Origin of the sequence: Burkholderia sp. BCC0322, assembly GCF_902833045.1 — a bacterium.
GTDB lineage: Bacteria > Pseudomonadota > Gammaproteobacteria > Burkholderiales > Burkholderiaceae > Burkholderia.
This window is the reverse complement of record NZ_CADFDU010000006.1, coordinates 72,299-90,963: the sequence shown is the minus strand read 5'-3', so window position 1 is coordinate 90,963 and position 18,665 is coordinate 72,299. Positions and strand designations below refer to the sequence as shown.

The following is an 18,665-nucleotide window of genomic DNA, read 5'->3' as shown; positions in this document are numbered from 1 at the left end:
CAAATACAACTCTCATTATACGATGCGCAACCGGTCTCAAGCCGAACCGCGGGATGCCGCTGCCGCCCCGCTCGGCGCGCCGCCTTCCGATCTTCCCACACCGCTGCTCGGCGGTCTTACGCCGGCGCAATTCATGCGCGGCTACTGGCAAAAGAAGCCGCTCCTGATCCGCCAGGCGATCCCCGGCGTCGCGTCGCCGGTCTCGCGCGACGCGCTGTTCGAGCTCGCAGCAGACTATGACGCGGAATCGCGACTGATCACCCATTTTCGTAACAAGTGGCAACTGAAGCACGGACCGTTCGAGCCCGACGCGTTGCCGGCCGTCACGCGCAAGGCCTGGACCCTGCTCGTGCAGGGGCTCGACCTGCACGTCGATGCCGCGCGCGCACTGCTTGACCGCTTCCGCTTCATCCCCGACGCGCGTCTGGACGACCTGATGATCTCGTATGCGACGGACGGCGGCGGCGTCGGCCCGCACTTCGATTCATATGACGTATTCCTGCTGCAGGTCGAAGGCCGGCGCCGCTGGCGCGTCGGTGCGCAGAACGACCTGTCGCTGCAGCCGGACGTGCCGCTGAAGATCCTCGAAAACTTCGAGCCGAGCGACGAATGGGTGCTGGAACCCGGCGACATGCTCTACCTGCCGCCGCACATCGCGCACGATGGCGTCGCCGAAGGCGAATGCATGACCTGCTCGATCGGCTTCCGGGCCCCGTCCGCCGGCGAACTGGGCGCCCAGTTCCTGTACTATCTCGCGGAGCGTGGCGGCCTGCGCGACGGCTGCGGCGACGACCTTTACCGCGATCCGAAGCAGCCGGCCGTCGACACGCCCGCGCAGCTGCCTCCGGCGATGGTCGAGCGCGTTGCCGAGATCGTCGACGCGATCCGCTGGCGCAAGCGGGACGTCGCCGAATTCCTCGGCTGCTACCTGAGCGAGCCCAAGCCGAACGTCGTTTTCGACCCGCCGGCGCGCCCGCTGTCCGAGGCCGCGTTCGTCACGCAGGCATCACGTCGTGGCGTGTGTCTCGACAGAAGGGCCACATTGATGTATAACGCGCGCTCGTACTTCATTAATGGCGAAGAAGGACCGCTCGAGCAGGCCAGCGAATGGCTGCCCGAACTGGCCAATCAACGCAAGATGGAGGCGAAACGGTTTGTAACACTATCCCGGGTTCCCTCGATGACAGCCTTGTTGCACGAGTGGTATTGTGCGGGCTGGATACGGGTCGGAAACCGGAATTAGTGTGAGTCGCCCCGTATGCCCGTACGGATCAAATTCTGTATGGGAAAGACAACGTATTGACCCCGCATTTGTCGACGGTCGATAGGAAAGTGCATATAATTTCCGCCCAAGCCGTAGGGAAGATTCACGCTCTAGAAGTGCATCTCCACCAGCGGCCCAGGTCGGTGTTGGAGCACATTACCGGTATTGTTTCGCGCTGTTGCTTACCTTTAACCATAAAAGGACGTGATCATGAAGAAATCCCTCCTCGTAGCTTCCCTGTTGGCTGCTGTTGCACTGGCTGCTTGCAACAAGAGCGCTGATCAAGCTGCTTCGTCGGCTGCAAGCGACGCGGCTGCTGCTGCTTCGTCGGCTGCTTCGGCAGTTGCTGGTGCTGCGAGCGACGCGGCTGCTGCTGCTTCGTCGGCAACGGCTGCTGCGAGCGACGCTGCTGCTGCAGTGGCGTCGGCTGCTTCGGCAGCGACGGCTGCTCCGGCTTCGGGCGCAAGCCAGTAAGCCTCAGCGTCAGCTGAAAAAAAACCGGCCCGAGGGCCGGTTTTTTTACGTCTGCCGTTTCCGCGTCTGTCGCACGGCAGTTACACCGGGCCGCCGCGGCGGCCCTGCCCCGCTCATCCGAGCGCCAGCCAGTCGAAGCCCTCGTCCTGCGTGGCCACCACCACGTCTTCCCCGGTCGTCCCCAATACGCCCCCAAACGCCTGGCGGACCAACTCCGGCAGATTGTTCTGCTGACTCAGGTGCGCCGCGACCAGGTGCTTGAGGCGGCTGCGTTCAAGCGACGCAAGAATGTCCGCCGCGGCGTCGTTGCTCAGATGCCCATGGTTGCCGCCGATACGTGCCTTCAGCGACTGCGGATAGCGGCTCGCAGCCAGCATCGCGGTGTCGTGGTTGGATTCGAGCACCAGCGCGTCACAGCCGCTCAGCACGGCCGTGATGTGAGGCGTCGCCATCCCGACGTCCGTCAGCACGCCGAGCCGGCTGGAGCCGTCCATAAAGACAAACTGGAGCGGTTCGCGTGCATCGTGAGGGACCGTGTAGGGCATCACGGCCAGATCGCGTATTGCGGCCGTCTCGTCGCCCCACAACACGTGGAGATCGACATCGGCCTCGTCCGCGCCGACCGCGCGCGCGGTACCCCAGCTCATGTAGAGCGGCAGCGATGCGCGACGGGCGAGCGTCAGCGCACTGCCGACGTGGTCGCTGTGTTCGTGGGTAATGAGGATCGCATCGAGATCCCCGATGCAGAGATTTAGTCGGCCGAGCCTGCGCTCGACCTCCTTGGCGGAAAAGCCGCAGTCGAGCAGCACGCGGGTGGTGGTCGTGCCGCTCGAGGCCTCGACGACCAGCGCGTTGCCTTCGCTGCCGCTTCCGAGGCTGGAGAATCGCACGCGCTCAGTTCAGCTGCGCGTGGAGCAGCGAAATGATCCGCTGCGCGTCCGACGAGTTGTCGACCTGGCCGTTTGCGCCGACCACTGCGACCTGCGTGCTGCCATTGCCCTGTGCGCGCACGTTGACCAGGAACTCCTTGCCCGGCTTCGCGGCCGACGGGCCGCCGTAGAACAGCTTGCCGAACAGGCCGTCACGCTTGAGCTCTTCCATCGTGTTCGCATAGCGCACGGTGTACACGCCCTTCTCGCGATCGCGATTGTCGACCGCGAAGTTGGTGCGGTCGAGCGCCAGGCCCACACGCAGCCATGCGCGGTCGAACGACTCGGCCAGTTGCAGCGTCGCCCCGCCGCCGCTCGTGTCGCTGACCTGCGCCGGCGCCGTCGCGGGACGTGCATCGGTCAGCAACTGCTTCGCCTGCGCATCGGTCAGGCCGAACTTCTGCATCAGCTTCGACAGGAATACGGCTTCGAGCACCGGGTTGCGCGGACGCTCTTCCCAGCGCGACGACGTGCCGCCCTGCGGGCCGACCATCATTTCCTCCATCGCGCTGTGCGTGATCGAGATGTCGGTGTTGCCGTCCGACGTGCGGTTCACGAGCGTACGGAAGCGGTCGCGCGTGCCGGACGAGTACGCGAAATCGATGACCTTGCCGATCGTGCGGCGGAACCAGTCGTCGGGAATGTTCGCGCGGTTTTCAGCCCAGTCGGTCGCCATGATGCCCGTCGACGGTGCATCGGTCTTCAGCGAGAAGCCGTTCTCCTGCCAGAACTCCTTCAGGATAGGCCACAGCTGCTCGGGCGTTCGGCCATCGACGACAAGCCAGCGGCGGTCGCCGTCGCGCTCGATGTGCATCCCGAGCGGATCCTGCGCGCTCGGAATGCCGTCGGTCGCGTTGCCGGCCTGCGTCGTGACCCGCGGCGGCAACGTGCCGAGCCCGGCGTTGCTCGGCGGCGCGACGAACTGCTGGGTCGTCGGCACCGGCTTCAGGTCGCTCGGCACCGCGAGCGGCGGCGCCGAACCGGTGTTCTTGTAGTTGACCCGGTCAGGGGCCAGATAGTCGTTCAGCGTATCGCAGCCGGCGAGCGCGCCCAGCGCCAGCACCACCACCGACATCTGGATGGCGCGAGAGGAAAAGGCGAAACGTTTCATGAAATCCTTCGTCTTGCTAGAACGCTCGTCAGGAGCGGCGCCGGACGGTGCCGGCCGGTGCGGGTTGATCAGGGTTCGAGCCGGCGGCCGCAGGACGCGGCCGCCTCGGCATCAGGCGAGGACGCCGGCCTCGACGAGGGCCGAACGCACGGCATCGTGGCAGCGCTCGTCGAGCGCCGTGAGCGGCAGCCGGATGCCGCCCTGCATCTTGCCCATCGCCTGCAGCGCCCACTTCACCGGAATCGGGTTCGCCTCGATGAACAGGTTCTTGTGCAGCGACAGCAGCTTCATGTGCAGCGCGCGGGCCGTCTGTACGTCACCGGCCAGCGCCGCGCGGCACAGGTCGCTCATCGCACGCGGTGCGACGTTCGCCGTCACCGAGATGTTGCCGTGGCCGCCGAGCAGCATCAGCGCGATCGCGGTCGGATCGTCGCCGCTGTAGATCGCGAAATGCTTCGGCGCGGCCTTGATCAGGTGCGCGGCGCGATCGATGTTGCCGGTCGCTTCCTTCACACCGATGATGCCCGGCACGTCCGCGAGGCGCAGCATCGTCTCGTTCGCCATGTCCGCGACCGTGCGGCCCGGTACGTTGTACAGGATCACCGGCAGATCGACCGCTTCCGCGATCGTCTTGAAGTGACGGTACATGCCTTCCTGCGTCGGCTTGTTGTAGTACGGCACGACCTGCAGCGTCGCGTCCGCGCCGACAGCCTTCGCGTGCTTCGTCAGCTCGATCGCCTCGGCGGTCGAGTTGCCGCCCGCGCCCGCGATGATCGGGATGCGTTTCGCCGCATGCTCGACCGCCGTGCGGATCATCAGGATGTGCTCTTCGACGTTGAGCGTTGCCGACTCGCCGCTCGTGCCGACCACGACGAGCGCATCGGTGCCTTCCGCGATATGCCAGTCGATCAGTTTGCGAAACGCCGGCAGGTCGAGACTGCCGTCTTCGAGCATCGGGGTGACGATCGCGGGGATGCTGCCGCGGATTTGAATGCCGTCTTGGGTGCCGTTAGCCATGAAACGCGATTGAGGTTATGTACCGGTAAACATTGAGATTGTAGCGGATTAGCCGGGCAGTTCGTAACGTGGAATTCCCGCCCCCGCCTTCGGAGTCGCGCCCTCGCGCACTGCGCAGAGACGCTGGACGAACGCCTCGCGCGGCGCGGCGACGAACCCGTCCTCGTACGCGACCACCCGCAGGCGGCCATGCACGGCGTCCAGCAGCTCGCCCGGGGCGAGCAGGAACGCGGGGTTGGACGGTTTCCCGACCGTTTCGTTTCCTTGCGCGAAGGTTTCGTAGATGAGCACGCCGCCCGGCGCCACCGCATCGAGCAGATGGGGCCAGAGCGGACGATGCAGATAATGGGTGACGACCACCGCCGCAAACTGCTCGCCGGCCGGCAGCGGCCAAGGCGCGCCTTCGAGATCGGCGTCGCGTGCATCGACGCCCGGCATCGCCCGCAATGCGGCCAGTGCGGCCGGGTCGCGATCGAGTGCGACGACCGGATGCCCGTGCGACGCGAACCAGCGCGCATGGCGGCCGCCGCCCGCAGCAACATCCAGCACCGCGCCGCCTGACGGCACGAGTCGCGACCATTGCGCGACCCAGCGCGAAGGCTCGGCCTGGGCGACGTGGCCGCCCGCGGCGGCGATGACGGATGCAGTCATGCGGTCGATCAGTTGTACGACAGGCCCATCGCGTCGCGTACGTCGCGCATCGTTTCCGTTGCGTACTTGCGCGCCTTGTCGCAACCGTCCGCGACGATCGCGCGCAGCAGCGACGGATCGTCCATGTACTTCTGTGCGCGCTCGAGCATCGGCTGCTGTTCGCGCAGGATGCCTTCGACCACCGGCTGCTTGCAGTCGAGGCAACCGATGCCCGCCGAGCGGCAGCCCTTCTGCACCCAGTCGTGCGTCGCTTCATCGGTATAGACCTGGTGCAGCTGCCACACCGGGCACTTGTCGGGATCGCCCGGATCCGTGCGGCGCACGCGCGCGGGATCGGTCGGCATCGTGCGGACCTTCTTCGTGATCGTTTCGGCGTCCTCACGCAGGCCAATCGTGTTGCCGTACGACTTCGACATCTTCTGCCCGTCGAGGCCGGGCATCCGCGATGCTTCGGTCAGCAGCGCCTGCGGCTCGACCAGGATGATCTTGCGCGCGCCTTCGAGATAGCCGAACAGGCGCTCGCGATCGCTCATCGACAGGCTCTGCGATTCCTGCAGCATCGCGCGCGCCTGTTCGAGCGCCTCGTCGTCGCCTTCCTGCTGATATGCGTTGCGCAGCTCGTGATAGAGCTTCGCGCGCTTGCCGCCGAGTTTCTTTGCAGCGTCGAGCGCCTTCTCCTCGAAGCCCGGCTCGCGGCCGTACAGGTAGTTGAAGCGGCGCGCGATCTCGCGCGTCATCTCGACGTGCGGCACCTGGTCTTCACCGACCGGCACGAGCGAGCCGCGATACAGCAGGATGTCGGCCGCCATCAGCACCGGATAGCCGAGGAAGCCGTAGGTCGACAGATCCTTGTCCTTCAGCTTCTCCATCTGCTCCTTGTAGGTCGGCACGCGTTCGAGCCAGCCGAGCGGCGTGCTCATGCCGAGCAGCAGCGCGAGTTCGGCATGCTCCGGCACCTTGCTCTGGATGAACAGCGTGGCCTGCGCCGGATCGATACCGGACGCGAGCCAGTCGATCAGCACGTCCCACACGTTTTTCTCGATGACCTCGGGAGTCTCGTAGTGCGTCGTCAGCGCATGCCAGTCGACGACGCAGAAGAAGCACGGGTACTCGGACTGCAGTTTCACCCAGTTTTTCAGCACGCCGTGGTAATGACCGAGGTGCAGCGACCCGGTGGGCCGCATGCCGGAGAAAATACGTTCAGGGAACATGATTGTCGTTAGAGAAGCGAAGCGAATGGGGACAGGATGGCGCTCAGGACGGCATAGCCGACGTTGACGAGCGGGCGCAGCCAGAAGTTCGTCAGCACGCCCGTCGCGACCAGCAGGAGGACGATGATGAAACCGTACGGCTCGATGCGCGACAGCGCGATCGATTGCTTCGTCGGCAGCAGCGCCGCCAGGATGCGGCCGCCGTCGAGCGGCGGCAACGGAAACAGGTTCAGCACGCCGAGCACGAGGTTCGCGCTGACGCCCGCAAATGCCATCCGCGTGAAGAACGGCTCGTCGATGCCGACGGCAGGCAGCACGAGGGTCAGCACGCCCCAGATCAGCGCCTGCACGAAATTGCAGGCCGGGCCCGCGAGCGATACCCACAGGCTGCCCCAGCGCGGATCGCGCAGGTTGCCGAACGACACCGGCACCGGCTTCGCATAGCCGAACAGGAACGCGCCGCCCGTCAGGAAATACATCGCCAGCGGGATCGCGATCGTGCCGAGCGGATCGATGTGACGCATCGGGTTGAACGACACGCGCCCCATCATGTAGGCGGTGTTGTCGCCCAGCAGGCGGGCGGCGTAGCCGTGCGCGGCCTCGTGCAACGTGATCGCGAAGATCACGGGCAGCGCGTAGACGGCGATGGTCTGTATCAGGGAAGCATCCATATCGCGTTATTGTAACAAGCGCACTCGCGCAAAAAATGGAATGGCGCGCTTACGCCGCCGAGAGTCCGAACGGTTCGAGCGCGCCGCGCCCCGCACGCACGAGCTCGGGTTCGTCGCCGGTCAGGTCGATCACCGTCGACGGCTCGCGCGGGCATGCGCCGCCGTCGATCACGAGGTCGACCTGTTTCTCGAGCCGCATGCGGATTTCTTCGGGATCGTTGAGCGGCTCGTCGTCCGGCGGCAGGATCAGCGTCGTGCCGAGCAGCGGCTGGCCGAGCGATTCGAGCAGCGCGAGCGTAATCGCGTGATCGGGCACGCGCAGCCCGATCGTCTTGCGCGACGGGTGCGACAGCCGGCGCGGCACTTCCTTCGTGGCCTGCAGGATGAAGACGTAAGGGCCCGGCGTCACCGACTTGATCTGCCGGTACTGGCGGTTGTCGACCATCGCGAAGTTGGCGAGCTCCGACAGGTCGCGCACGAGCAGCGACAGGTGCTGCCTCTCGTCGAGGCCGCGAATCCGGCGCACGCGCTCGACCGCGTCCTTGTCGTCGAGATGGCAGGCGAGCGCATAGCTCGAATCGGTCGGCATCGCGATCACGCCGCCCTTGCTGACGATTTCCACGGCCTGCTTGATCAGGCGCGGCTGCGGATTATCCGGATGAATCCTGAAGAACTGGGACATGGGGGTACGTAAAGGGGGAGAAGTCGGGTGCGCGCGGCCGGCAGCAACGCCAGGCCGCCGCCCGGTGTCAGAGCCAGCGCTCCCAGACCGGCGTCAGGTCGGGCGGCAACGGAGGCAGGCCGCCGAGCTCGACACGGCCCTCGCCTGGCGCATGGAAATCCGAGCCGCGCGACGCTTCGAAGCCGAAGCGGCGTGCGACGTCCGCGTATTCGCGGTACTGGTCGGGTGTGTGGCTGCCCGTGACGACCTCGATCGCGCGGCCGCCCAGATCGATGAATTCGCCGAAGAACGCGTCGAATTCGACGGGCGTATAGCGGTAACGGCCCGGATGCGCGACCACGGCTTCGCCGCCGGCCGCCCGAATCCATGCGACGGCGTCGGGCAGCGTTGCCCAGCGGTGCGGGACGAACCCGGGCTTGCCGTCGCCGAGCATGCGATCGAACACATCGGACGTCGACGTGGCGTGACCGTTCTCGACGAGAAAGCGGGCAAAGTGCGTGCGCGAGATCAGGTCGGGATTCGACACGTACCTCAACGCGCCTTCGTACGCCCCGGGAATGCCGAGCGTGGCGAGCTGCTCGCCGATCGCTACCGCGCGCGCCGCACGACCGTGGCGCGTGCGATACAGGCCGTCGACCAGCACCGGATTCGCGGGGTCGACGTTCAGGCCGACGATGTGCACGGTGCGCGACGCCCACGTGACCGAAATCTCGACGCCGCTCAGGTAGCGCATGCCGAGCGCTTCCGCTTCGCTGCGCGCCGCCGCCTGGCCGCCGATCTCGTCGTGGTCGGTCAACGCCCACAGGGTCACGCCGCCGGCATGGGCGCGGCGCGCGACGTCGGCAGGCGGCAGCAACCCGTCGGAAACATTCGAATGGCAGTGGAGATCGGCGTTCATTGTCGGCATGGCAGGTAAGGCTTCATTCTACTGCAACGCGGCAATGCGCCGCCCGCCTGCCCCGCCGCTGCCGCCGTGCGCTTACGCGCAGAACGCCTCGATCAGCGCCGCGATCTGCTCGGGCTGGTCGTGATGCACCATGTGGCCGGCATCTTCGACGAGCTTCTCGCGCCAGTCGGGGAACGCATTGAAACGCGCCTTGAATTCCGGCAGCGGGATGTCACCAGCGATATGTGCCAGCGTCGGCGAATTGACGGCCTCGACGTGCAGCACCTTCGCGCGCACCTGGGCCCAGGTGGCCATCACTTCGTCGAGCCGGTACAACTGCGGGCCCGGCATCTTGTGCGCCGGGTCGGCCAGCAGGTGGTAGAGGCCGTCGTCGCCGCGCTTCGACCAGTGCGCGGCGAGGAACGCCGCACGGCGCGGGTCGAGCCGCGGATTGGTCTTGGTCAGGCGCGCCGCCACGTCGTCGAGTGACGCATAAGGACGCAGTGCGGGCGGTTCACGCAACTCGTCCAGCCAGGCGCGCAGCCGGCGCGGCGCCTGTTCGGCCCGCGCGGGCGCCAGCCCGAAACCCTCGAGATCGACCACGCGCCGCACGCGCTCCGGCCGCGCGCCGGCATACAGGCACACGACGTTTGCGCCCATGCTGTGCCCGACCAGATTGACTTCGCCGGTCGGCGCATAGTGGTCGACGAGCGCATCGAGGTCGCCCAGGTATTCGTGGAACCAGTAGTGACCGCCGCCCTGCCGGGCGACCGGCCAGTCGGACAACCCGAAACCGCGCGCATCGGGCGCGATCACCTGCCAGTCGCCCGCGAGTGCATCGACGACGAACTGGAACGACGCCGCGACGTCCATCCAGCCGTGCAGCATGAACAGCGTCGGCGCATCGGGCCGGCCCCAGCGCCGGACATGCAGCTGGACGCCGCGCACCGTGACGAAATCAGAAACAGAACTCGAGGCACTCATTGCAGCCGCCAGAAAAAAGAATGGTCGTTCGATTATAGCGGCGCCGCCTCCATTTCGGCGGCCGGCAGTCGAGTCCCCTCTCTAGCGGTGCGGCGGCTCGAAGGTCCGACGAAACGGCCGGGAAGCGCCATCAGCCGGGTGCGCGGGCCGGCCTGGCGGCAGGCGACACGCAGCTGGACACGATCCGGCTAACGCGCCGCGTTTCCGTCCGCGGCGTCCTGCGCGGCCAGTTCGTCGAGTTCGGCCTGCTCGAATCCGGCATCGCGACGCGCATCGAAATTGAACGGGCCGCGCAGCCTCGGCGCATGGTATTGCTCGGCGAGCTGACGATAGGCCGGCACCGGATCGCGGCCGGCTTCGTCGCACAGATGCCGGAACCAGCGGTTGCCGATCGCGACATGGCCGATTTCATCGCGCAGGATCACGTCGAGGATCGCGGCCGACGCCTCGTCGCCCGCCTGCACGAGCCGCGCGCGGATCGGCGGCGAAGCATCGAGCCCGCGGGCCTCGAGCGTGCGCGGCACGAGCGCCATGCGCGCCAGCACATCGCCCTTGGTCCGTTCGCACATCTCCCACAGGCCGTTGTGCGCGGGAAAATCGCCGTACGCATGCCCGAATGCCGCCAGCCGGTCGGACAGCAGCGTGAAGTGATAGGCCTCCTCGGCCGCGACCTTCAGCCAGTCCGCATAAAACGCATCCGGCAGGCCCGCGAACCGCCAGACCGCGTCGAGCGCCAAATTGATCGCATTGAATTCGATATGGGCAAGCGCGTGCAGCAGCACGGCACGCCCTTCGGGCGAACGCATGCTGCGTCGCTCGAGCTGGCGCGGCTCGACGAGCGGCGGCCGCGCCGGGCGCCCGGGCAGATCGGCCGGCTCGGGCAATGCGAGCGACGGGGCGATCGCCGCCTGCCCGGCCAGCAGTGCATCGTGGAGCGCGCGCACCTGTGCGGCCTTGGTCGCGGGCTCGGCGTCACGCAGCGCGGCAAGCGCGGCGCGACGCACGCAGGCACGCGCGTTACCGGAAGAAGAAGACTCCATGCTCATAAACGGGGACACCCTGCGCGCGCATCGCGGGAGCGCATGCACGCGACGGTTTACAATAAGCGATTGTTCCCCGGCGCATGCGAATGCGCCGGGCAAACCAGACGCGCCATTCTACCGGCGCCCTTCATCGAAGAGACAAGGAGACTCCGTGACGATCTACAAGCTGGGCGATACGGCCCCGACGATCCACGAAAGCGTATTCGTCGCCGATACGGCGGCCATCATCGGCAAGGTCGTGCTCGAGGAAAACGCGAGTGTCTGGTTCGGCGCGACGATTCGCGGCGACAACGAGACGATTAGCGTCGGTGCAGGCAGCAACGTCCAGGAAGGTGCGGTCCTGCACACGGATCCCGGCTTTCCGCTGACGATTGCCGACAACGTGACGATCGGGCACCAGGCCATGCTGCACGGCTGCACGATCGGTGAAGGTTCGCTGGTCGGTATCCAGGCGGTGGTCTTGAATGGAGCGGTGATCGGCCGCAACTGTCTGGTGGGTGCCGGCGCGGTCGTGACGGAAGGCAAGACGTTCCCGGACAATTCGCTGATTCTCGGCGCACCGGCGAAAGTCGTGCGCGAGCTGTCGGCGGAAGACATTGCGCGACTGCGCACGAACGCGAAGACCTACGTCGAGCGGCGTGCGCATTTCAAGGAGCAACTCGTGCGGATCGGGTGATTCGCACGGATTTCAAGGAAGAAGAGTGAGCGACCAGTTACAGAAATTCATGTTCAATGCGGCGCCCGTGCGCGGCGAGATCGTTTCGCTGCGCAACACGTGGCAGGAAGTGCTCTCCCGCCGCGACTACCCCGCCCCCGTGCGCACGGTGCTCGGCGAGATGATGGCCGCGTGCGCGCTGCTGTCCGCGAACCTGAAATTCAACGGCACCCTGATCATGCAGATCTTCGGCGACGGGCCGGTCCAGATGCTGGTCGTCCAGTGCGGTTCGGATCTGTCGATGCGGGCCACCGCGAAGTTCGCCGGCGATGCCGCCCAGACGATCGGCGACGACACGCGCTTCGCGTCGCTCGTCAATGCGAGCGGTCACGGCCGTTGCGTGATCACGCTCGACCCGGCCGACAAGCTGCCGGGCCAGCAGCCGTACCAGGGCATCGTGCCGCTGAACGGCGTCGACGGCCCGCTCGAATCCGTCTCGCAGGTGCTCGAGCATTACATGCATCACTCGGAGCAGCTCGACACGCGGATGTGGCTCGCGGCCGATCGCGACCGCGCGGTCGGGATGCTGCTGCAGAAGCTGCCGGGCGACGGCGGCATCGTGCCGCGTAACGCCGAAACCGATACCGATACGTGGGAGCGCGTCTGCACGCTGGGCGGCACGTTGTCCGCGCAGGAACTGCTCGAGGTCGAACCGGAAGTCGTGTTCCGCCGGCTGTTCTGGCAGGAGAACGTGCAGCACTTCGAACCGGCCGGCACGCGCTTCCAGTGCTCGTGCTCGCGCGAGAAGGTCGGTGCGATGCTGCGCATGCTCGGCCGTGAAGAAGTCGACAGCGTGATCGTCGAGCGCGGTCACGTCGAGATCCATTGCGAGTTCTGCAATCAGCGCTACGAATTCGATCCGGTCGACGTCGCGCAGTTGTTCGCGGCACCCGGCGTCGAGACGGGCATCGCGCCCGCGACCGAGCAGCGCCACTGAGCAGGGGCCCGATGCCCGCCGTCCGGGCACGGGCGCATAATGACGCACGAGCGTCGCACGCAAGGCACCGGCGCCGAAGTCACGCACTTCGGCGCAAGCCGCTTCCCGTCGTCGGCGCGCTGCAGGAGAAACACATGAATCGCCCACTTCATCGACCGTTTCGCACCATCGTCCTGACGAGCGTTGCCGCCGGCACGCTCGCGCTTGCCGGCTGCGCGATGCCGCCGCCGACGTCCACGATCCTGAGCCGCCTGCCCGAACCCGCTGCATCGGGCGGCCAGCCGCCCGCGCTGTCGAGCGCCGAACGCAAGCGCTATGACGAGATCGACCAGCAGGTGCTGCGCGAACAGAACAACGCCATGGCAGCCGAGGCCGCCGCGCGCGCGTGGGCCTATTACTCGCCGCCGCCCGTAACCGTCTACGGCGGGTATTACGGCGGATGGGGCAATCGCTGGGGCACGGGCATCAGCTACGGCTACCCGGGATGGTGGTGGTGAGCGTACGTCGCTCAGCCGATTGACTACCGGCAGGAAATAAAAAAGCGCGGCATTTCCCGCGCTTTTTCAATGGGTTCGAGCAATCGTGCTCAGTGATGCGCGGCCTTGCCCTTGTCGCCGCCATGATGCCGCGACGGCTTCGCGATCGACTGCGGATTCGGCACGACACGCACCGGTGCCGCCGATACGGCGCCACGCGTCGACGTATTCGACGGCGCGTTGTTCAGCGGTACAGCAGGTGCATTCGGCGACACGAACTGCACGAATACCTCGCCGTCCTTCACCATGCCCATCTCGTAGCGCGCGCGCTCTTCGATGGCCGCGGTGCCGCTCTGCAGATCCTGCACTTCGCCCGCGGTGCGCTCGTTGCGCAGCTTCTCGTCCGCGTTCTTCTGGAGCTGGTCGTCGAGCTGCTGACGCAATTCATGCACCCGCAGCCAGCCGCCGTGTCCCCACCATAGGGGGTACTGAATGAGCGCCAGCAAGGCAATCAGGACGACAGTGACAAGCCGCATGTAAGAACCGCAGATATAAGAAGCGCCGCTCCGCGCACATGCACAGAGCGGCGTCGATATGACGAACCCGATAGTAGCGCGTTAGCGCAGGTTATAGAAAGCCGATTTACCCGGGTAGCTTGCGATGTCGCCGAGATCTTCCTCGATGCGCAGCAGCTGGTTGTACTTCGAAATACGGTCGCTGCGCGACAGCGAACCCGTCTTGATCTGACCGGCGTTCAGGCCGACCGCGATGTCCGCGATCGTCGAATCTTCCGTTTCGCCGGAGCGGTGCGAGATCACGGCCGTGTAGCCTGCGCGCTTCGCCATTTCGATTGCCGCGAACGTTTCGGTCAGCGTACCGATCTGGTTGATCTTGATGAGAATCGAGTTCGCGATGCCCTTCTCGATGCCTTCCTTCAGGATGCGCGTGTTCGTGACGAACAGATCGTCGCCGACCAGCTGAACCTTCTTGCCGAGGCGATCGGTCAGCAGCTTCCAGCCTTCCCAGTCGCTTTCGTGCATGCCGTCCTCGATCGACACGATCGGGAACTTGTCGGCAAGCGTCGCGAGGTAATCGGTGAATTCGGCCGACGACAGTTGCAGGCCTTCGCCCGCGAGCTGGTACTTGCCGTCGTGGTAGAACTCGGATGCCGCGCAGTCGAGCGCGAGCAGCACGTCTTCGCCTGCACGGTAGCCGGCCTTCTCGATCGCCTGCAGGATCGTCGACAGGCACTCGTCGTTGCTGCCGAAGTTCGGCGCGAAGCCGCCTTCGTCGCCGACTGCCGTGCTCATGCCGCGGTCGCTCAGGATCTTCTTCAGTGCGTGGAACACTTCTGCGCCGCAACGCAGGGCTTCACGGAACGTCGGCTGGCTCACCGGGACGATCATGAATTCCTGGATGTCGAGGCTGTTGTTCGCGTGCGCGCCGCCGTTGACGATGTTCATCATCGGCACCGGCAGTTGCATTGCGCCCGAACCGCCGAAGTAGCGGTATAGCGGCAGGCCTGCCTCTTCGGCGGCGGCCTTCGCGACGGCCATCGATACGGCCAGCATCGCGTTCGCGCCGAGGCGCGACTTGTTGTCGGTGCCGTCCAGCTCGAGCAGCGTCTTGTCGAGGAACGCCTGTTCCGACGCGTCGAGGCCCATGATGGCTTCGGAGATTTCGGTGTTGATATGCTCGACTGCCTTCAGCACACCCTTGCCGTTGTAGCGGCCGGCTTCGCCGTCGCGCAGTTCGATCGCTTCACGCGAGCCGGTGGACGCGCCCGACGGCACCGCCGCGCGGCCCATCGTGCCCGATTCGAGCAGCACGTCGCATTCGACGGTGGGGTTGCCGCGCGAATCCAGAATCTCGCGGCCGATGATATCTACGATTGCACTCATGGGTTTCCTCTGAGAATGACGATGGATTCTTCAAACTGCGACGGCGCGCGCGCGTGAACCGCTTTCGCTACTGACGCGCGAAGCCGTCGCAAGGTTCATTCGATCTTTAATTGAAATCGTTTTCCAGGAACGGATTGCGCTTCACCGCCTGGTCGAGCGTGACGAGGGTCTCCAGCAGCGCACCCATCCGGTTCAGCGGCACCGCGTTCGGGCCGTCCGACTTTGCTTCGGCCGGATTCGGGTGCGTCTCCATGAACAGGCCCGCGACGCCCGTCGCGACCGCCGCACGTGCGAGCACCGGCACGAATTCGCGCTGGCCGCCCGAGCTCGTGCCCTGCCCGCCCGGCAGCTGCACCGAGTGGGTCGCGTCGAACACGACCGGGGCGCTCGTCTCGCGCATGATCGCGAGCGAACGCATGTCCGACACCAGATTGTTGTAGCCGAACGAGACGCCGCGCTCGCACGCCATGAAGCGGTCTTCCGACAGCCCCGCTTCACGCGCCGCTTCGCGCGCCTTGTCGATCACGTTCTTCATGTCGTGCGGCGCGAGAAACTGGCCCTTCTTGATGTTGACGGGCTTGCCCGAGCGCGCGCACGCATGGATGAAATCGGTCTGGCGGCACAGGAAGGCCGGCGTCTGCAGCACGTCGACGACCGACGCGACCTGCTCGATCTCTTCGATCGAATGCACGTCGGTCAGCACCGGCAGGCCGAGCTGGCGCTTCACCTCGGAAAGAATCCGCAGGCCCTCGTCCATTCCAAGGCCCCGAAACGACTTGCCCGAGCTGCGGTTCGCCTTGTCGTAGGACGACTTGTAGATGAACGGAACGTTCAGCTTCGCGCAGATCTCCTTCAGGCGGCCCGCCGTGTCGATCGTCATTTGCTCCGATTCGACGACGCAGGTACCCGCGATCAGGAAGAAAGGCTGGTCGAGACCGACCTCGAAATCGCACAGCTTCATGCTTGCACTCCGCGCGCTTGCTTGTTGGCAAGCGCAGCTTCGACGAATGACTTGAAGAGCGGATGGCCGTCACGCGGGGTGGACGTGAATTCCGGGTGGAACTGGACGCCGACGAACCACGGGTGCATCGAACGCGGCAATTCCATCATTTCCGGCAGATCCTCGCTCGGGGTACGGGCGCTGATGATAAGGCCGCCGGCTTCGAGCTGGGGCACGAAGCGGTTATTGACTTCATAACGGTGGCGATGGCGTTCGTTCACGTCCTTGCCATAGATTTCTTCCGCCATCGTGCCCGGCTTGATCGGGCAGCGCTGCGAACCCAGGCGCATCGTGCCGCCGAGATCGGATTCCTCGGTGCGCGTCTCGACCTTGCCGTCGCGGTCGTACCACTCGGTGATCAGCGCGACCACGCGTTCCGGCGTGTCCGGTTCGAATTCCGTGCTGTTCGCCTGCTTCAGGCCGACGACGTCGCGCGCGAACTCGATCACCGCGAGCTGCATGCCGAGGCAGATGCCGAGATACGGCACCTTGGCTTCACGCGCATAGCGGATCGCTGCGATCTTGCCTTCCGTGCCGCGACGACCGAAACCGCCCGGCACCAGCACGGCGTCGAGGTGCTTCAGGCTGTCGACGCCGTTCGTCTCGATCTCTTCCGAGTCGATGTATTCGATGTTGACCTTGGTCGACGTGTGCAGCGATGCATGGCGCAGCGCTTCGATCAGCGACTTGTACGACTCGGTCAGGTCGACATACTTGCCGACCATGCCGATCGTCACTTCGTGCTTCGGGTTCTCGAGCTTCTCGACGAGCTGCGACCACATGGTCAGGTCGGCGTCCTTCGGCGACAGCTTGAGTTCCTCGCAAATGATGCGGTCGAGGCCCTGGTCGTGCAGCATCTGCGGAATCTTGTAGATGCTGTCGGCGTCCCACACCGAGATCACGGCGTCTTCCGGCACGTTCGAGAACATCGAGATCTTCTTCGATTCGTCGTCAGGAATGCGGCGATCCGCGCGGCACAGCAGCACGTGCGGCAGAATGCCGATCTCGCGCAACTTCTGCACGCTGTGCTGGGTCGGCTTCGTCTTCAGTTCGCCGGCCGTCGCGACGTACGGCACCAGCGTCAGGTGCACGAAGCACGCGCTGTTGCGGCCGAGGCGCAGGCTCATCTGGCGTGCGGCTTCCAGGAACGGCAGCGATTCGATGTCGCCGACCGTGCCGCCGATCTCGACGATCGCGACGTCCGGCTCACCGCAGGTGGCCGACGCGGCCCCGCGCTCGATGAACGCCTGGATTTCGTTCGTGATGTGCGGAATGACCTGCACGGTCTTGCCGAGATAGTCGCCGCGGCGTTCCTTGCGGATCACCGATTCGTAGATCTGGCCGGTCGTGAAGTTGTTGGCCTTGCGCATCTTCGTGCTGATGAAGCGCTCATAGTGGCCGAGGTCGAGGTCGGTCTCCGCTCCATCTTCCGTCACGAACACTTCCCCGTGCTGGAACGGGCTCATCGTGCCGGGGTCGACGTTGATGTAGGGATCGAGTTTGAGGAGGGTGACTTTCAGACCGCGCGATTCAAGGATCGCGGCGAGGGAAGCGGCGGCAATACCCTTGCCAAGGGAAGAAACTACGCCGCCGGTGACGAAAACATATTTGGTCATCGCTGGATGCTCGCGGGAAAAACGGATTATACCGTAAAGCCCGCCCTTCTCTCAGCAATTGACTCGATGATCGCGCCCTTTCCCGCAACCCGAACCGGCCGTGCGCGCCGGGGCCAAGCCGCCCGCCGGCCGGTGCAACCGTGCGTGCCGGGAGCGCGCGCCCGGCCGCCGCATCGTGCGTCAGGCGCGCTTCGCGAGCGGGGTGACGCCCTGTGACACCTCACCCTCGGCCGCCTTCAGCGAATTCAGCATCCGCTGCAATGCGCGGGCGGTCTCGAGCGGCCGCTCCATCGGGAACAGGTGACTGCCCTCCAGCCATTCGACGCGGCCGCGCGCCGCGCGGCGCGTCGCATCGAGCCCGACCTGGCGCACCTCGCGCGACCGCGTGCCGGCGAGAAAACCGAGCGGCACCGGCGCGCCGTGCGCGAGCCGCGGGCCGAGCGTGTGCGGCAGCGTCCGGTAGATCAGGTATTCGACCTGCCGGTCGAACGCGAGCGCCCGCTCGCCGTCGGCGCCGGCCTGAGGAATCCCGTAGTCGATGTAGTCGGCCAGCATCCGTTCGTCCCAACGCGCGAACGCCGGTTTCTCGCGGAAGTGCCGCCAGGCTTCGTCACGGCTCGCCCAGCGCGTGCGCCGGTTGCGCGTCGCGGCAGCCGGCGACAGCCGCTCGTCGAGCCCCGCCCATTGGCTCGCACGCAATGCGCCGGCGCGCCAGCCCGCGATGATCGGCGAATCGATCATCACGACGCCGCGCACCCATTGCGGCTTCTTCAGCGCAGCCATCAGCGACAGGTAGCCGCCGAGCGAATGGCCGACGAGCCACACGGGACGCTCGTAGCGGCTGCCGATGTCGTCGAGCAGTTGCTCGACGAGATGCGGCCAGTCGCGCGTCACCGGGTAGCGTCGGTCGTGGCCGATCCGTTCGATGTAGCGCAGCTCGTAGTCGTCGGCCAGTTCGGCGAAGATCGTCCTGTACGTCGACGCCGGAAAGCCGTTCGCATGCGAGAAATGGAGGATGTCCTTCAAACGCCGATGTCTCCTTTGTCGACCGGAGTGGGCGCTTTAGTGCCTACTCCGGTCTTATGCTTCGCTGTTGG

At 65.8% G+C, this 18,665-nt stretch carries 21 protein-coding genes; 6 read left to right on the top strand and 15 right to left on the bottom strand.

What is annotated here, in order from left to right; genetic code table 11:
- The first annotated feature begins 22 nt into the window (after positions 1-22).
- From HWX39_RS18670 to HWX39_RS18665, 3 genes are read left to right on the top strand one after another with little or no spacing between them, the layout of a single operon-like run.
- Positions 23-1,243 carry a cupin domain-containing protein gene (locus tag HWX39_RS18670; protein WP_175969456.1) on the top strand — a complete coding sequence of 407 codons (1,221 nt, stop codon included), beginning with the start codon at positions 23-25 and terminating at the stop codon, positions 1,241-1,243.
- Positions 1,244-1,299: 56 nt separating this feature from the next.
- Positions 1,300-1,545 carry a hypothetical protein gene (locus HWX39_RS36835; RefSeq protein WP_075122947.1) on the top strand — a complete coding sequence of 82 codons (246 nt, stop codon included), beginning with the start codon at positions 1,300-1,302 and terminating at the stop codon, positions 1,543-1,545.
- Positions 1,475-1,738: a hypothetical protein gene (locus HWX39_RS18665; protein WP_034198493.1), complete on the top strand. Its 264-nt coding sequence runs from the start codon at positions 1,475-1,477 to the stop codon at positions 1,736-1,738. The genes HWX39_RS36835 and HWX39_RS18665 overlap by 71 nt, the downstream gene beginning before the upstream one ends.
- Before the next feature lie 113 nt (positions 1,739-1,851).
- Here the strand turns inward: HWX39_RS18665 and HWX39_RS18660 are convergent, their stop codons facing one another.
- The 10 genes from HWX39_RS18660 to HWX39_RS18615 form a co-directional block, all read right to left on the bottom strand.
- A complete protein-coding gene (locus HWX39_RS18660; protein WP_175969455.1) occupies positions 1,852-2,628 on the bottom strand; it encodes an MBL fold metallo-hydrolase in 777 nt (258 codons plus the stop codon).
- A gap of 4 nt (positions 2,629-2,632) precedes the next feature.
- Positions 2,633-3,778, bottom strand: coding sequence for an outer membrane protein assembly factor BamC (gene bamC / locus HWX39_RS18655; protein WP_175969454.1), 1,146 nt, complete (start codon positions 3,776-3,778; stop codon positions 2,633-2,635).
- A gap of 111 nt (positions 3,779-3,889) precedes the next feature.
- Positions 3,890-4,795 carry a 4-hydroxy-tetrahydrodipicolinate synthase gene (gene dapA / locus HWX39_RS18650; protein ID WP_175969453.1) on the bottom strand — a complete coding sequence of 302 codons (906 nt, stop codon included), beginning with the start codon at positions 4,793-4,795 and terminating at the stop codon, positions 3,890-3,892.
- A gap of 48 nt (positions 4,796-4,843) precedes the next feature.
- A complete protein-coding gene (locus HWX39_RS18645; RefSeq protein ID WP_175969452.1) occupies positions 4,844-5,446 on the bottom strand; it encodes a class I SAM-dependent methyltransferase in 603 nt (200 codons plus the stop codon).
- A gap of 8 nt (positions 5,447-5,454) precedes the next feature.
- Positions 5,455-6,657 (bottom strand): tryptophan--tRNA ligase, encoded by a 1,203-nt coding sequence (locus HWX39_RS18640; protein ID WP_011352534.1) that lies wholly within the window; start codon positions 6,655-6,657, stop codon positions 5,455-5,457.
- A gap of 8 nt (positions 6,658-6,665) precedes the next feature.
- The gene (locus HWX39_RS18635) at positions 6,666-7,328 is read right to left on the bottom strand and encodes a site-2 protease family protein (protein ID WP_175953476.1); all 663 of its coding nucleotides are present in this window, start codon (positions 7,326-7,328) and stop codon (positions 6,666-6,668) included.
- Between the two features lie 49 nt (positions 7,329-7,377).
- Positions 7,378-8,010 (bottom strand): L-threonylcarbamoyladenylate synthase, encoded by a 633-nt coding sequence (locus tag HWX39_RS18630; protein ID WP_175953478.1) that lies wholly within the window; start codon positions 8,008-8,010, stop codon positions 7,378-7,380.
- 67 nt (positions 8,011-8,077) lie between these two features.
- On the bottom strand, positions 8,078-8,908 hold the full coding sequence (locus HWX39_RS18625) for a 3',5'-nucleoside bisphosphate phosphatase (protein ID WP_175953480.1): 831 nt from the start codon (positions 8,906-8,908) through the stop codon (positions 8,078-8,080).
- Positions 8,909-8,989: 81 nt separating this feature from the next.
- Positions 8,990-9,880 carry an alpha/beta hydrolase gene (locus HWX39_RS18620; protein WP_175953482.1) on the bottom strand — a complete coding sequence of 297 codons (891 nt, stop codon included), beginning with the start codon at positions 9,878-9,880 and terminating at the stop codon, positions 8,990-8,992.
- A gap of 188 nt (positions 9,881-10,068) precedes the next feature.
- Positions 10,069-10,926 carry a ferritin-like domain-containing protein gene (locus HWX39_RS18615; RefSeq protein WP_175969451.1) on the bottom strand — a complete coding sequence of 286 codons (858 nt, stop codon included), beginning with the start codon at positions 10,924-10,926 and terminating at the stop codon, positions 10,069-10,071.
- A gap of 148 nt (positions 10,927-11,074) precedes the next feature.
- Between HWX39_RS18615 and HWX39_RS18610 the strand changes: the two genes are divergently transcribed.
- The 3 genes from HWX39_RS18610 to HWX39_RS18600 all read left to right on the top strand — a co-directional run bounded on the left by HWX39_RS18610 (position 11,075) and on the right by HWX39_RS18600 (position 13,072).
- Positions 11,075-11,599: a gamma carbonic anhydrase family protein gene (locus HWX39_RS18610; protein ID WP_175969450.1), complete on the top strand. Its 525-nt coding sequence runs from the start codon at positions 11,075-11,077 to the stop codon at positions 11,597-11,599.
- Positions 11,600-11,624: 25 nt separating this feature from the next.
- Positions 11,625-12,575: an Hsp33 family molecular chaperone HslO gene (gene hslO, locus HWX39_RS18605; protein WP_175969449.1), complete on the top strand. Its 951-nt coding sequence runs from the start codon at positions 11,625-11,627 to the stop codon at positions 12,573-12,575.
- 134 nt (positions 12,576-12,709) lie between these two features.
- Entirely contained in the window at positions 12,710-13,072 is a 363-nt protein-coding gene (locus HWX39_RS18600) for a hypothetical protein (protein ID WP_175953488.1), read from the top strand.
- Positions 13,073-13,161: 89 nt separating this feature from the next.
- On the opposite strand, the gene ftsB is transcribed toward HWX39_RS18600, so the two are convergent.
- The 5 genes from ftsB to HWX39_RS18575 all read right to left on the bottom strand — a co-directional run bounded on the left by ftsB (position 13,162) and on the right by HWX39_RS18575 (position 18,594).
- Positions 13,162-13,587, bottom strand: a complete 426-nt coding sequence (ftsB, locus tag HWX39_RS18595; RefSeq protein WP_175969448.1) for a cell division protein FtsB — start codon at positions 13,585-13,587, stop codon at positions 13,162-13,164.
- Between the two features lie 81 nt (positions 13,588-13,668).
- Complete coding sequence (gene eno / locus HWX39_RS18590) at positions 13,669-14,952, bottom strand: phosphopyruvate hydratase (RefSeq protein WP_011352544.1); 1,284 nt, start codon at positions 14,950-14,952, stop codon at positions 13,669-13,671.
- A gap of 106 nt (positions 14,953-15,058) precedes the next feature.
- Entirely contained in the window at positions 15,059-15,913 is an 855-nt protein-coding gene (kdsA, locus tag HWX39_RS18585) for a 3-deoxy-8-phosphooctulonate synthase (RefSeq protein ID WP_175969447.1), read from the bottom strand.
- Positions 15,910-17,568 (bottom strand): CTP synthase, encoded by a 1,659-nt coding sequence (locus tag HWX39_RS18580; RefSeq protein WP_175969446.1) that lies wholly within the window; start codon positions 17,566-17,568, stop codon positions 15,910-15,912. Before HWX39_RS18580 ends, kdsA begins: the two co-directional genes overlap by 4 nt.
- Before the next feature lie 180 nt (positions 17,569-17,748).
- Entirely contained in the window at positions 17,749-18,594 is an 846-nt protein-coding gene (locus HWX39_RS18575) for an alpha/beta hydrolase (protein ID WP_175969445.1), read from the bottom strand.
- Positions 18,595-18,665: the final 71 nt, after the last annotated feature.

Excerpts from the sequence above, each read along its gene's own strand:
- HWX39_RS18670 (WP_175969456.1), top strand. The coding sequence starts at position 23 with ATGCGCAACCGGTCTCAAGCCGAACCGCGGGATGCCGCTGCCGCCCCG.
- HWX39_RS18665 (WP_034198493.1), top strand. The coding sequence starts at position 1,475 with ATGAAGAAATCCCTCCTCGTAGCTTCCCTGTTGGCTGCTGTTGCACTG.
- bamC (WP_175969454.1), bottom strand. The coding sequence starts at position 3,778 with ATGAAACGTTTCGCCTTTTCCTCTCGCGCCATCCAGATGTCGGTGGTG.
- dapA (WP_175969453.1), bottom strand. The coding sequence starts at position 4,795 with ATGGCTAACGGCACCCAAGACGGCATTCAAATCCGCGGCAGCATCCCC.
- HWX39_RS18645 (WP_175969452.1), bottom strand. The coding sequence starts at position 5,446 with ATGACTGCATCCGTCATCGCCGCCGCGGGCGGCCACGTCGCCCAGGCC.
- HWX39_RS18640 (WP_011352534.1), bottom strand. The coding sequence starts at position 6,657 with ATGTTCCCTGAACGTATTTTCTCCGGCATGCGGCCCACCGGGTCGCTG.
- HWX39_RS18635 (WP_175953476.1), bottom strand. The coding sequence starts at position 7,328 with ATGGATGCTTCCCTGATACAGACCATCGCCGTCTACGCGCTGCCCGTG.
- HWX39_RS18630 (WP_175953478.1), bottom strand. The coding sequence starts at position 8,010 with ATGTCCCAGTTCTTCAGGATTCATCCGGATAATCCGCAGCCGCGCCTG.
- HWX39_RS18625 (WP_175953480.1), bottom strand. The coding sequence starts at position 8,908 with ATGAACGCCGATCTCCACTGCCATTCGAATGTTTCCGACGGGTTGCTG.
- HWX39_RS18620 (WP_175953482.1), bottom strand. The coding sequence starts at position 9,880 with ATGAGTGCCTCGAGTTCTGTTTCTGATTTCGTCACGGTGCGCGGCGTC.
- HWX39_RS18615 (WP_175969451.1), bottom strand. The coding sequence starts at position 10,926 with ATGAGCATGGAGTCTTCTTCTTCCGGTAACGCGCGTGCCTGCGTGCGT.
- HWX39_RS18600 (WP_175953488.1), top strand. The coding sequence starts at position 12,710 with ATGAATCGCCCACTTCATCGACCGTTTCGCACCATCGTCCTGACGAGC.
- ftsB (WP_175969448.1), bottom strand. The coding sequence starts at position 13,587 with ATGCGGCTTGTCACTGTCGTCCTGATTGCCTTGCTGGCGCTCATTCAG.
- eno (WP_011352544.1), bottom strand. The coding sequence starts at position 14,952 with ATGAGTGCAATCGTAGATATCATCGGCCGCGAGATTCTGGATTCGCGC.
- kdsA (WP_175969447.1), bottom strand. The coding sequence starts at position 15,913 with ATGAAGCTGTGCGATTTCGAGGTCGGTCTCGACCAGCCTTTCTTCCTG.
- HWX39_RS18580 (WP_175969446.1), bottom strand. The coding sequence starts at position 17,568 with ATGACCAAATATGTTTTCGTCACCGGCGGCGTAGTTTCTTCCCTTGGC.